10 protein-coding genes are annotated in these 13,662 nt (G+C 53.9%); all 10 read right to left on the reverse strand.

Features of this window, described 5'->3' with window-relative positions; all coding sequences use genetic code 11:
• Positions 1-67: 67 nt before the first annotated feature.
• On the reverse strand, positions 68-1,831 hold the full coding sequence (locus tag ACLD3P_RS11510) for a chitinase (RefSeq protein ID WP_000524168.1): 1,764 nt from the start codon (positions 1,829-1,831) through the stop codon (positions 68-70).
• Positions 1,832-2,010: 179 nt separating this feature from the next.
• Entirely contained in the window at positions 2,011-2,970 is a 960-nt protein-coding gene (accA, locus tag ACLD3P_RS11515) for an acetyl-CoA carboxylase carboxyl transferase subunit alpha (protein ID WP_411006702.1), read from the reverse strand.
• 12 nt (positions 2,971-2,982) lie between these two features.
• A complete protein-coding gene (dnaE, locus tag ACLD3P_RS11520) occupies positions 2,983-6,465 on the reverse strand; it encodes a DNA polymerase III subunit alpha (protein WP_001294832.1) in 3,483 nt (1,160 codons plus the stop codon).
• Between the two features lie 23 nt (positions 6,466-6,488).
• Positions 6,489-7,085, reverse strand: coding sequence for a ribonuclease HII (gene rnhB, locus ACLD3P_RS11525; RefSeq protein WP_000569411.1), 597 nt, complete (start codon positions 7,083-7,085; stop codon positions 6,489-6,491).
• Positions 7,082-8,230 carry a lipid-A-disaccharide synthase gene (lpxB, locus tag ACLD3P_RS11530; protein ID WP_000226531.1) on the reverse strand — a complete coding sequence of 383 codons (1,149 nt, stop codon included), beginning with the start codon at positions 8,228-8,230 and terminating at the stop codon, positions 7,082-7,084. Before lpxB ends, rnhB begins: the two co-directional genes overlap by 4 nt.
• Positions 8,230-9,018, reverse strand: a complete 789-nt coding sequence (gene lpxA / locus ACLD3P_RS11535) for an acyl-ACP--UDP-N-acetylglucosamine O-acyltransferase (RefSeq protein WP_000565950.1) — start codon at positions 9,016-9,018, stop codon at positions 8,230-8,232. The genes lpxB and lpxA overlap by 1 nt, the downstream gene beginning before the upstream one ends.
• A gap of 3 nt (positions 9,019-9,021) precedes the next feature.
• Positions 9,022-9,477, reverse strand: a complete 456-nt coding sequence (gene fabZ / locus ACLD3P_RS11540; RefSeq protein ID WP_000210741.1) for a 3-hydroxyacyl-ACP dehydratase FabZ — start codon at positions 9,475-9,477, stop codon at positions 9,022-9,024.
• Positions 9,478-9,582: 105 nt separating this feature from the next.
• Positions 9,583-10,608, reverse strand: coding sequence for a UDP-3-O-(3-hydroxymyristoyl)glucosamine N-acyltransferase (lpxD, locus tag ACLD3P_RS11545; protein ID WP_001139265.1), 1,026 nt, complete (start codon positions 10,606-10,608; stop codon positions 9,583-9,585).
• A gap of 3 nt (positions 10,609-10,611) precedes the next feature.
• Positions 10,612-11,097 carry a molecular chaperone Skp gene (gene skp / locus ACLD3P_RS11550; protein WP_000758966.1) on the reverse strand — a complete coding sequence of 162 codons (486 nt, stop codon included), beginning with the start codon at positions 11,095-11,097 and terminating at the stop codon, positions 10,612-10,614.
• A gap of 123 nt (positions 11,098-11,220) precedes the next feature.
• Positions 11,221-13,635, reverse strand: coding sequence for an outer membrane protein assembly factor BamA (gene bamA / locus ACLD3P_RS11555; RefSeq protein ID WP_411006438.1), 2,415 nt, complete (start codon positions 13,633-13,635; stop codon positions 11,221-11,223).
• Between the last annotated feature and the right edge of the window lie 27 nt (positions 13,636-13,662).

Below are 13,662 nucleotides of genomic sequence, written 5' to 3' on the forward strand. Positions count from 1 at the left end.
CTGAAAAAACCTGAGATAAGCATAGTAACAATCCTGCCGATGCAAAGCACCGACAGGATTTATCTTATTACAATGCGTTCCATGCATCGGCCCAGGCAATCCCTACGCCGGGCTCATAGTAGGCAGGCGCAACATTACACCATGAGCCTTCCGGGAACGGTTTGCACTGGTACAATGCGCCATTACTGTTGACGATGTCGCCCGGATTCCATTTCTGGCTGCTGCTCCAGGCAGGGTAGCTGGTGGTCTTATCTTCGTCATCCGCAGCGGCGGCCTTCGCTTTCACATTCAGCGTATAAACTGCAGTGCTGGAGAGCGTACCGTCGCTAACGGTCAGATTCACCACATACTGGGTGTTCTGAGTGACATCCGGCGCGTTGAAAATCACAACGGCTTTATCCTGACCGCTCAGCGTTTTGCCATCCTGCGACATCCAGGTATAGGTGAGCTTGTCGCCATTCGCGTCGGTCGATCCTTCCGCGCTGAGTGAAACCGGGCTACCAGCTTCCACCGCCCCGACCGGCCCGGCAATGCGCGCGACTGGCGCCACGTTTTCATCCGTCACTGGCGCCGGAGTTGGCGTGACATCCGGTTCAGTGGTTCCGTTATCATCGACGACATTAACGTTGAAATAATGCTGTACACATTTCGTGTAGTCGCCCTCTTTAAAGGCGGTATACGGCGTCTGATATCCCACTAACTGGCAGGAATAGGTTTTACCGTCCGCAGTATCGGCGCTCCAGCCCCAGTCTTGTTCCCAATAGATCGGTAACGCGCCAGCGCCGCCTTCATCGAACTGCTTCATCTTTTTACAGCCCAACACTTCGTCAGCCGGCACCGGCACTTTCAGGTAGTTGGCAAACTCTTTGTAGTAGGCAATACGGTTAAGCGACTGCGCATTCTCATCTGCGCCGCCGCACTCCACGCCGCCATTGATGATCTGAATGGTGACGCCGAAACCTGATACCAGGCCGTTTGCTTTATCGCGATCGTTTGGCTGCCAGGTACCGTCAATCACATGTAGCATAGACGGCTTCGGCGGCTGCGGATACACAAAGAAGAAGACGGCGCTCGCCAGGTTCATCCAGGTATCCGCCACCAGCTCGGGTTTATCCAGCAGAGGGCGAACGTCACCATACATCGCGTCAGAGAAAGGCCCATAGTTGTAGTTATAAGAAAGCTGTTTTGCCCCGCGACCAAAATAGCTGAGGAAATCGCCGTCCTTATCTTTACCGCACGGCCAGGTCTGGCCCTGCCATACATCCGGGTTACATTCGCCGTTGTAGCCGCCTTTCTGCCCTTCAGTCCAGCCGACTTCGCGCAGATAGACCAGCGCCTGACGCCATTCCGGAATGTCACGCCAGCTTTCGTGACCGCCCGTCTCCTGGGCAAAATGCGCAAACATAGTAGCCAGGGTTTTACGGCAGATAGCGTCGCTATCGCGTCCATCGGTGTAGGTACCACAAACCGCCGGGAATTTACCTATCGCTTTCAGGAAGTTAGAGTAAGTGTATTCCGGCGCGCGCATCGGGAACAGATAATCCCAGTCGGCCTCTTTCAGAATACTTTCAACGCGTTTTACGTTTGCCGGGTTAGCGGCGCGCCCCGGCTCAATTTGTTCGACCGCGCTGTTATCCAACGTCTGAATAGAGGATTTCACAGCCTCCATTAACGGAAAATCCGTCAGCGCTTTTTCTTTCGCCGCCAGATCGCTGGCGTTGATGGTCATTGGCTCACTACTGCTAAGCAGCGGCGCAGCCTGCGCACCGGATAAGCTCAACATGATCCCTGCCGCTACGGCGCTGAGCGCCAGTGTTTTTTGCAATCCCATAATTTTCTCCTTGAAGGGTAGTTCACTGCCTGCCCTGGCCACACGCCTGGCAGTTGCTACAGTGTCAGGGAGAACATGCCGTTGCGTTTAATCACATCAACTCATCGGCGTCTCATTTTTCCTCGTCCAAAAAAAAGAGGCCGGATTATCCGGCCTCCTGGGAAAAATGAGGTAAATGATTAGGCGTAACCGTAGCTCATCAAACGCTGGTAACGACGGTTTTTTAAACCATCGGTGCTTAACACATCGAGATCGGCTAAATCTTCCAGCAGCTGCGCTTTTAGCGATGCCGCCATCGCTTCCGGATTACGGTGCGCGCCGCCCAGCGGCTCCGGAATGATGGAATCGATTAGCTTCAGCTCTTTCAGACGCGGCGCGATGATGCCCATTGCTTCAGCAGCCAATGGCGCTTTGTCGGCGCTCTTCCACAAAATAGAGGCACAACCTTCCGGGGAGATAACGGAATAGGTGCTGTATTGCAGCATATTCACTTTATCACCCACGCCAATCGCCAATGCGCCGCCGGAGCCGCCTTCGCCAATCACGGTGCAGATGACCGGTACGTTCAGACGAGACATCTCACGCAGGTTGCGGGCGATAGCTTCAGACTGACCACGCTCTTCCGCGCCCACGCCAGGGTAAGCGCCCGGGGTGTCGATGAAGGTGATAATCGGCATGTTGAAGCGTTCAGCCATTTCCATCAGGCGCAGCGCTTTGCGGTAGCCTTCCGGCGCTGGCATGCCAAAGTTACGACGAATTTTTTCTTTGGTTTCACGACCTTTCTGATGACCAATGATCATCACCGGCCGCCCTTCCAGACGCGCGATACCGCCGACGATGGCTTTGTCATCAGCATAGGCGCGATCGCCCGCCAGCTCATCAAACTCATCAAACGCCAGACGGACATAATCCAGGGTGTACGGACGCTGCGGATGGCGCGCCAGTTGGGCTACCTGCCATGCGCCGAGATCGGCGAAGATTTTGCGCGTCAGTTCTACGCTTTTTTCGCGCAGGCGATGGACTTCTTCATCGATATTAATATCCAGTTTCTCATCCTGGCGGCTTACCGCAGTCAGAGAATCGATTTTCGCTTCCAGCTCTGCTATCGGCTGTTCAAAATCAAGGAAATTCAGACTCATAGTATTCCTGTATTAGTCAAACTCCAGTTCCACCTGCTCCGAACCAATGAGGCCACGCAGATCGTTAAGTAAACGATCGCTCGGAGAGACACGCCACGTTGCGCCAAAACGCAGCCGCGCACGCGCATCCGCCCTCTGATAGTAGAGATGTACTGGAATGGTCCCCGAGCGGTGGGGTTCCAGAGACTGACGGAGTCGGTTTAAAAGCTGGTCATCAATTTGCCTGTCCGTCAGCGAGATAGCAAGCCCGCGAGCGTATTTTTCGCGAGCTTCGTCAATATCCATCACTTCGCGGGCGGTCATTTTAAGCCCCCCGCTGAAGTCATCAAAGCTGACCTGTCCGCTGACGATAAGTATGCGGTCTTTTTCCAGCAACTGCTGGTATTTATCCAGCGCGTCGGTAAATAACATCACTTCCAGACGCCCGGAACGGTCATCCAGCGTACAGATGCCGATACGATTGCCGCGCTTGGTGACCATAACCCTTGCGGCAATCACGAGCCCCGCAGCCGTGGTGACTTTACCACGTTCTGTCGGATGCATGTCTTTGAGCCTTACCCCGCCAACATAGCGCTCAATTTCTTTTAAATACTGATTGATGGGGTGGCCCGTCAGGTACAGCCCCAACGTTTCACGTTCCCCATCTAACACCACCTGCTCCGGCCACGGCTGGCAGCTGGCATAGGATTGCTCGATTTGCTCCGGCTCTTCCGCCAGTACGCCGAACATATCCGCCTGACCGATAGCTTCCGCTTTGGCGTGCTGGTCGGCGGCTTTCAGCGCATCGCCCAATGAATTCATCAGCGCGGCGCGGTGCGGCCCCAGGCGGTCGAACGCCCCGGACATGATCAGCTTTTCCAGCACCCGGCGGTTGAGCTTTTTGGTGTCGGTCCGCGCGCACAGATCAAACAGTTCGCGGAAATAGCCGCCCTGATTACGCGCGTCGATGATCGCTTCGATCGGCCCTTCGCCGACGCCTTTGATCGCGCCGATGCCGTAGACGATCTCGCCCTCATCGTTAACGTGGAAATGGTACAATCCGGAGTTAATATCCGGCGGCAGAATTTTCAGTCCCATCCGCCAGCACTCGTCCACCAGGCCGACGACCTTCTCGGTGTTGTCCATATCGGCAGTCATCACCGCCGCCATAAATTCAGCCGGATAGTGCGCCTTTAGCCATAGCGTCTGATAAGAAACCAGCGCATAAGCGGCGGAGTGCGATTTGTTAAACCCGTAACCGGCGAATTTCTCCACCAGGTCAAAGATTTTCATCGCCAGTTCGCCGTCGATACCGTTCTTTTTCGCGCCCTCTTCAAAAACGGAACGCTGTTTGGCCATCTCTTCCGGCTTTTTCTTACCCATCGCACGACGCAGCATATCCGCGCCGCCGAGAGTATACCCGGAAAGTACCTGGGCAATCTGCATCACCTGTTCCTGATACAGAATGATGCCGTAGGTCGGCTCCAGTACCGGCTTCAGGCTTTCATGCTGCCACTGAACGTCCGGGTAAGAGAGTTCTTCACGACCGTGCTTACGGTCGATAAAGTTATCTACCATCCCGGACTGCAACGGACCGGGACGGAACAGGGCCACCAGCGCGATCATATCTTCAAAGCAGTCCGGCTGCAGACGCTTGATCAGGTCTTTCATACCGCGCGATTCAAGCTGGAAGACCGCCGTGGTTTCCGAGCGCTGCAGCATGTCGAAGCTTTTTTTATCGTCCAGCGGAATGGCGGCGATATCCAGCGGCGGCTCGCCGTTTTTCTCGCGCCGCTTGTTGATCATCTCCAGCGCCCAGTTGATGATAGTCAGCGTACGCAAACCGAGGAAGTCGAACTTCACCAGTCCGGCATATTCCACGTCGCTTTTATCAAACTGGGTAACCGGATGCTTGCCCTCTTCATCGCAGTACAGCGGCGCAAAGTCGGTAATTTTGGTCGGCGCGATGACCACGCCACCAGCGTGTTTACCGGCGTTACGCGTGACACCTTCAAGCTTACGCGCCATATCGATCAGCGCTCTGACCTCTTCGTCCGCCTCGTAAATTTCCGGCAGTTGCGGTTCCGCTTCAAAGGCTTTTGCCAGCGTCATGCCCGGATCGGGCGGCACCAGCTTCGAGATACGATCCACAAAACCGTACGGATGCCCCAGCACACGGCCCACATCGCGGATAACGGCTTTCGCCGCCATCGTACCGAAGGTGATAATCTGCGATACCGCATCACGCCCGTACATGTCTGCGACGTGCTCAATCACCTGGTCGCGTTTCTCCATACAGAAGTCAACGTCGAAGTCAGGCATCGAGACACGTTCCGGGTTCAGGAAACGTTCGAACAGCAGGTCAAATTCCAGCGGATCAAGGTCGGTAATTTTCAGCGCGTAGGCCACCAGCGAACCGGCCCCGGAACCACGTCCCGGCCCTACCGGCACGCCGTTATCTTTTGACCACTGGATAAACTCCATCACGATGAGGAAGTAGCCAGGGAACCCCATCTGGTTGATAACCTGTAGTTCAATATCCAGACGCTCGTCATATTCCGGGCGACGCTTTTTGCGCTCTTCTTCGTCCGGAAACAGGAAAGCCAGACGCTCTTCCAGCCCCTCTTTCGATTTTTTGACCAGATAATCTTCGGTGGTCATATCGCCGGTCGGGAACTGCGGCAGGAAATATTCACCCAGACGTACCGTTACGTTGCAGCGTTTGGCAATCTCCACCGTATTTTCCAGCGCCTCCGGAATATCGGCGAACAGCTCGCACATCTCATCGATGCTGCGCATATATTGCTGCGGCGAGTAATTGCGCGGACGCTTAGGATCGTCAAGCGTGAAACCGTCGTGGATCGCGACACGAATTTCATGGGCGTCAAAATCATCGCTTTCAAGAAAACGGACATCGTTTGTCGCGACAACCGGCAAACCACGTGCCTCAGCCAGTTCAACCGCAGCATGGAGATAGGTCTCTTCATCCTGTCTGCCGGTGCGGATCAGTTCCAGGAAGTAGCGATCGGGAAAATGCGCTTCATAGAAAGCAACGCACTCCTCCACCAGCGCCTGGTTGCCGCGTAGCAGACAGCGGCCTACGTCGCCCATGCGCCCGCCGGAAAGCAGGATCAAACCTTCTTTAAGCTCTACCAGCCAGTCGCGCTCGATAATCGGGCCTGCCGCGCCGTAGCCGCGCTGATACGCTTTCGAGATCAGCAACGTCAGGTTCTGGTATCCCGTATTATTCGCCGCCAGTACCGTCAGATGAGTCAGCTCATCTCCCAGCAGTTCGTTGTGAACATTAAAGTCCGCCCCGACGATGGGTTTAATGCCCGCGCCATGACCCGCTCCGTAGAACTTCACCAGACCGCAGAGGTTGGTAAAATCGGTGATCGCCAGCGCAGGCATACCTAATGAGGCCGCCTTTTTCACCAGCGGCCCGGTCTTCGCCAGCCCATCGATCATAGAGTAGTCGCTGTGCACCCGCAGGTGAACGAAACGTGGTTCAGACATCTTCAGATTTCTCGATACAAGAATCAGGACACAAGTCCCAGAGCGCGTTTAACAGGCGCAAAACTGCGTCGGTGGTGCGCCGTCGCGCCATACTGTGCCAACTTTTCCAGATGAAAAGCGGTTGGATAGCCTTTGTGCTGCGCAAAGCCATACTGAGGAAAAACGATATCCAGCGCCGCCATTTCTGCATCGCGGGTGACTTTCGCCAGAATAGACGCCGCGCTAATCTCCGCCACGCGGCTGTCGCCTTTCACCACGGCCATTGACGGCACAGGCAGCGCCGGACAGCGATTGCCGTCGATCAGCACATATTCTGGCGCAATATGCAGACCAGCGACAGCGCGCTGCATGGCGAGCATGGTAGCGTGCAAAATATTCAGCTCATCAATTTCATGCGCTTCCGCGCGTCCCAGACTCCAGCTTAACGCCTTTTCTTTAATCTCGTCATACAATGACAGACGACGCTTTTCAGACAATTTTTTGGAATCATTCAGACCGACGATCGGACGAGCCGGATCGAGGATCACGGCGGCGGTCACTACGGCGCCCACCAGCGGGCCACGGCCCACCTCATCCACACCCGCCACTAAATGGGTGTGTGGATAAACAAATTCGATCATTGTGCTAACTCCAGGACGGCATCTGCCGCCTGCTCATCGGCATTACAGCGGATCTGCTGATGCAATTCACGGAAGGTGTCGTGCATCGCATGGCTGGTTTTACCGTTCGCCAGTAGCGGCAACAGCGCTTCGGCGAGTTTTTGCGGTTCGCACTCTTCCTGCAACAGCTCTTTGACTAATTCTCTTCCCGCCAGCAGGTTAGGCAAAGACACATACTCCGTTTTTACCAGACGTTTCGCCAGCCAGAAAGTGAAGGGCTTCATACGATACCCCACTACCATCGGGCATTTTGCCAGCATACACTCCAGTGCCGCCGTACCCGAGGCCAGCAGAGCCGCGTCGCTGGCGATCATCGCCTCGCGCGCCATGCCGTCCAGCAAATGAACGGCGAGATCCGGCGCAACCTCCGCTTTAATTTTTTCAAACTGCTCGCGGCGTTTCGCGTTCACCAGCGGCACTACCACTTCCAGATCGGGATAGCGCTGTCGCAGCAATTGTGCGGTTTTCAGGAAGTCGGCGCTGAGCATTTCCACTTCCGCGCCACGGCTGCCTGGCAGTAGCGCCAGACAATGGGCGTCATGCGGGATACCCAGCACGTCGCGCGCCGCATTTTTATCCGGGTCCAGCGGCATGGCATCCGCCATGGTGTGACCGATAAAGCGGCACGGGACGTTAAATTTATCGTAAAACGCTTTTTCGAAAGGCAGAAAAGCCAACACCATATGGGTGGATCTGCCTATTTTGAAAACGCGTTTCTGTCGCCAGGCCCAAACAGACGGGCTGACATAATGAATGGTCTTAATCCCTTGCTTTTTCAGATTACCTTCGAGGGTAATGTTGAAGTCAGGGGCATCAATCCCGACAAAGACATCGGGCTTGAGTTCGGTAAAACGACGGGTCAGATCGGCGCGGATATGCAACAAACGGCGTAAACGACCGAGCACTTCAACAATGCCCATGACCGCCAGCTCTTCCATTTCGTACCAGGCTTCACACCCTTCGGCCTGCATACGCGGCCCCGCAACGCCCACAAAGCGGGCGTTGGGTACGCGCGCTTTCAGCGCACGAATTAAGCCTGCGCCAAGAATATCGCCGGACGTTTCACCGGCGACCAGGGCAATCGTTAAAGGACGCTGTGCCACCATTAACGAATCGGACCGCGCGTTGAACGCTCAAAGAACTCGGTAAACGCCTTCACTTCCGGATGCTTTTCAGCAAGTTCAGCGATTTCCAGCTTCGCTTCGTCGAGCGTTTTACCACTGCGGTACAACAGTTTGTAGGCATTACGAATCGCCACCAGCCCTTCACGGCTAAAGCCGCGACGCTTCAGCCCTTCGATATTTACCCCGAACGGCGTCGCATGGTTACCCTGCGCAATCACATACGGCGGGACATCCTGCGCCACGCCGGAGCAGCCGCCGACCATCACATGCGCACCGATAATGCAGAATTGATGAACTGCCGTCATACCGCCGATGATCGCAAAATCATCGACTGATACGTGCCCCGCCAGCGTGGCGTTGTTGGCGAGGATACAGCGATTACCTACCGTACAATCATGTGCGACATGCGCATTGATCATCAGCAGGTTATCGCTACCCACCTTCGTCAACCCACCGCCCTGCACTGTACCACGATGAATGGTGACGCTTTCGCGGATGCGGTTACGATCGCCAATTTCCACACGGGTCGGCTCACCCGCATATTTCAGATCCTGGTTCACTTCACCGATGGAGGCAAACTGATAAATCTCGTTGTCGCGGCCGATTTTGGTTTGACCATTCACAACCACATGAGACTTCAGTACGGTTCCCTCACCAATTTCGACCTGCGGCCCAACAATACAAAAGGGACCAATGTGGGCATTAGCGCCAATTACAGCGCCGTCTTCCACAATGGCGGTAGGATGAATAAAGGCGGATTTATCAATCACGAATCAGGCCTCCCGGCTACGAGCACACATCATGGTTGCTTCGCACACAACTTTACCGTCGACCAGCGCAACCCCTTTAAAGCGGGTCAGGCCACGGCGCGTTTTCTCGAAAGTGACTTCCATGATCATCTGATCGCCTGGCACCACCGGACGCTTAAAGCGCGCTTCATCAATACCCGCGAAATAATACAGTTCGCCAGGTTCCAGTTTACCAACGCTTTTAAACGCCAGAATACCGGTTGCCTGCGCCATCGCTTCCAGAATCAACACGCCTGGCAAAATCGGTTTGCCCGGGAAATGCCCCTGGAAAAACGGCTCGTTGACGGAGACATTTTTCACCGCACGCAGAAAACGACCTTCTTCAAAGTCCAGCACGCGATCGACCAGTAAAAACGGAAAACGGTGCGGCAGAAGCTCTAAAATCTCTTCAATCTGCAGAGTATGAGTGTTAGTAGTCAAAATACTCTTCCTGTCCAAATATACAAAAAGGCAATAATAACACGGCCTGCCGCAATCGTATGAATGTGACAGGCCGGAAAAGAATGGCAACTACAAGGCGGAACGTTAGTCTTGTTGATTAACCTTGCGCTCAATCGCTTTGAGACGCTTGCTCATATCATCAATGTTCATCACCAGTGCAGCAGTTTTACGCCATACTTTGTTGGGTTGCAGCGGAATGCCTGAGGAGTAGACGCCCGGTTCCGTGATGGGACGCATCACCATACCCATGCCAGTTACCGTGACTTTGTCGCATATTTCCATATGCCCATTGATCACGCTGGCGCCGCCAATCATGCAGTAACGGCCAATCTTCAGGCTACCCGCCATAATGACGCCACCGGCAACTGCCGTATTGTCGCCAATCACGACGTTATGTGCAATCTGGCACTGATTATCAATAATCACGCCATTGCCAATAACAGTATCATCCAACGCGCCACGGTCAATGGTGGTACAAGCGCCGATCTCGACACGATCGCCAATAATGACCCGGCCCAGTTGTGGAATCTTTACCCAGTTGCCACGATCGTTAGCGTAGCCAAAACCGTCCGCGCCGATCACCGTACTGGACTGGATCAGGCAATTCTCACCGATCTGAATGTCGTGGTAAATCGTTACGTTCGCCCACAAGCGTGAACCCGCCCCGATTTTGCTATTTTTTCCGACGAAACAGCCTGCGCCGATAACCACGTTATCGCCCAGTTGTACGCCAGATTCAATCACCGCATTCGCGCCGACTGAAACATTGCTACCCAGCGTTGCCGTCGCATCAATCACGGCGCTTGGCGCGATATTCTGCGCGGGCTGCGGCGTAGTATCTAAAATTTGCGCCATGCGCGCGTAGGTCAGGTAGGGATTTTTAACTACCAGCGCCGCGCTCTTAGCAAAAGGAAGATCGTCCTGCGTCATGACAACCGCAGAAGCCTGGCATAAACCTAAGTGTTCACGGTACTTAGGATTTACCATAAACGTAATGTGGCCTGTTGTTGCAGATTGCATGGACGCAACGCCGGTGATGACGATATCGCCATCACCGTGTAATTCTGCATCCAACTGTTCTGCTAAGTCAGCCAGTCGAATTGAAGGCATTACTTATTTAACCTGTTTCAGTACGTCAGCGGTGATGTCTTTCACATCGCTGCTGTTGTAAGCAACGGTGTTTGCGTCTACCACCAGATCGATACTCTGGTCGTTAGCCACTTTTTTCACCGCAGTCTGGATACGAGTCACCAGTTTGTTGCGTTCTTCGTTGGAACGACGAGCGCGATCTTTCTCAAAAGCCTGCGCTTTTTGCGCGAAAGTCTGGCGCTGAGACATCACGTCTTTTTCCAGCTTAGTACGATCGCTACCTGCTTTCATGGATTGCAGACGCTGCATTTTAGATTGCAGATCGGTTTCCATTTTTTGCAGTTCAGCCGCACGGCCTTTAAATTCGTTTTCCAGTGTATTGGATACACCCGTCTTCTGCGCAACCTGTTGGAACAGATTACCCATGTTGACGATTGCAATTTTGTCAGCAGCCTGTGCGGACGTTACCATCGCCAAACCAAGACCTGCAGCTAATAACCACTTTTTCACAATAAACTCCTTACCATCCCATTTGCACCCGAAGGTACAGCTCTTTGCGTGGCCTGGCGATCCCTGGGGGGCATCGCCAAAAGTCATCGCTACACTACCAATGCATTCCTTTGCAGTGAACAATTACCAGGTTTTACCAATGTTAAACTGGAACTGCTCGGCTTTGTCTCCATCGTACTTTTTAAACGGCTGGGCGTAGGAGAAGACCAACGGCCCCAATGGGGACATCCATTGTAATGCGATACCCGCGGACATACGGATGTTGCCTGGATCGCTGTAGTCCGGTACATCTGACGGCGCAGATGACGGATCCCAGTTCGTATCCCAAACGGTACCCATATCCCAGAAGAAGGAGGTACGAACCGAGTTGGCATACTTGTCGCTGATGAACGGCGTCGGGGTAATAAATTCCAGGCTGGCGACAGCCATGGCATTACCACCTACCGCATCATCTGATTTACAACCTGATTCCTGAGTACAGTCTTCGTAATCATCATTATCGTCCCAGCTAGTGTGGGCGCCATTTTTATAGACCGCTTTCGGGCCGATAGTATTCGACTGGAAACCACGCACGGTACTGGAACCACCGGCATAGAAGTTCTCATAGAACGGCATTTCCTTGCCGCCTAAACCATCGCCGTAACCCCAGCGAGTACGCCCCAGAACCACCCACTTGTGATCGTTATCGATAGGCACATAGGTCGCGGTATCCAGCGACACTTTGTAGTATTCGTTGTCGGAACCTGGAATCGTCACTTTCCCCGTCAGATTGACGCGCGAACCGTCCGTCGGGAAATAACCACGGTCAAGCTTGTTATAGGTCCAGCCGTAGTTAAAGGTGAAGTCATCAGCGGCAAAACTGCTGGTATCAGCAGATTGTCCCATCGACTCAAGATAACGATCCATCGCGATCTGCGGCTGCATGTTGGACAGTTTGTTATGGACATAACCCAGACCAGCACGCAACGTGTTGTACTCGTTGATGGGGAAGCCAAGCGTCACATCCGTACCGTAACTCTTGTTGGTATAGTCGGACAGGTCGGCATCATCCGCTTCAAAGTCGTTATAGAAGATACGACCACCGAGGCTCACGCCATCAACGGTAAAGTATGGGTTAGTAACGGACAGTTCGCTGTAGGTCTGGTAGTCGTTTTTGGTGCCGTTAATCCCCACGGAATAACCGGTACCTAACCAGTTGTCCTGCTGAACGCCGGCCTGGAAGCTCACGCCGCTTTCTGTACCGTAACCGATACCGAAGTTAAAGCTACCGGTGTTGCGCTCTTTCACCTTGTACACCACATCAACCTGATCCGGGCTACCCGGAACGCGCTGCGTGTCGGTGTCGACGGTTTCAAAGAAGCCGAGACGGTTCAGACGCTCTTTCCCCTGGTCAACCAGGTCGCTGCCCAGCCACGCCCCTTCCATCTGGCGCATTTCACGGCGCAGAACGGAATCTTTTGAGGTGTCGTTGCCTTCAAAGCGGATCTTACGCACGTAGAAACGGTTGCCCGCATCGACGTTTACGCGCAGTTTTACGGTTTTGTCAGCATCGTTAATTTCAGGCTGTGACTGCACGCGCGGATAGGCGTAACCATAGCGACCCAGAAGCTTTTTGATGTCATCTTCCATTTTGGTCACTTTGGTGCCGTTATAGAGCTCGCCCGGTTCAATTTTCGTCAGTTTCTCAATTTCAGCGGAATGTCCGGCCAGGTTACCGCTCACCTGAACCCCGGAAAGCTTGTACTGATCGCCTTCGGTGATATTGACGGTGATGTAGATCCCTTTCTTATCCGGCGTCAGACTCACTTGCGTGGAGTCAATATTGAAACGCGCGTAGCCGCGATCCAGATAGTAGCTGCGCAAGGTTTCAAGGTCGCCCGCCAGCTTCTGTTTCTGGTATTTACGATCGCCGACGACGTTCCACCACGGCACTTCGTCACGCAACTGGAAATGAGAAATGAGTTCTTCGGTGCTAAAGGCATGGTTACCGACGATGTTGATCTGTTGGATCTTCGCCGATACGCCCTCCTGGAACACCAGTTTAAGATCAACACGGTTGCGCGGTAGCGGCGTGACGACCGCCTTAACGCTGGCGCTGTATTTACCTACGCTATAGTAAAAGTCTTCCAGACCTTTTTCGATATCAGACAGCGTGGTGCGATCCAGAGACTCGCCAACACGTACGCCAGACGCTTCGAGGTTTTGCTTGAGCATGTCATCTTTCACCGACTTGTTCCCGGAGAAAGTGATGCTGGCAATGGTCGGACGTTCTTTTACCTGAACCAGAAGGGTATTACCATCGCGCAGGACGCGGACGTCCTCAAAGTTGCCGGTGGCGAACAGAGCGCGAATGGTGTTACTGATATCTTCATCATTAACCGTGTCGCCTGTGCGCACCGGCATACTGAGGAGAGCCGCACCAACGGCGACTCGCTGCAGGCCTTCGAAATGAATGTCCTTCACTACGAACCCTTCAGCACCGTATACGGTGGCGCTGCTGAACAGCAGCGACGCTATGAGCAACTTTTTCATCGCCATCGTTATTATGCGTTCTTCCTAACTAAC

Origin of the sequence: Salmonella sp. 741265073_HBA, from assembly GCF_046569105.1 — a bacterium.
In the GTDB taxonomy this organism is placed as follows: domain Bacteria; phylum Pseudomonadota; class Gammaproteobacteria; order Enterobacterales; family Enterobacteriaceae; genus Salmonella; species Salmonella enterica.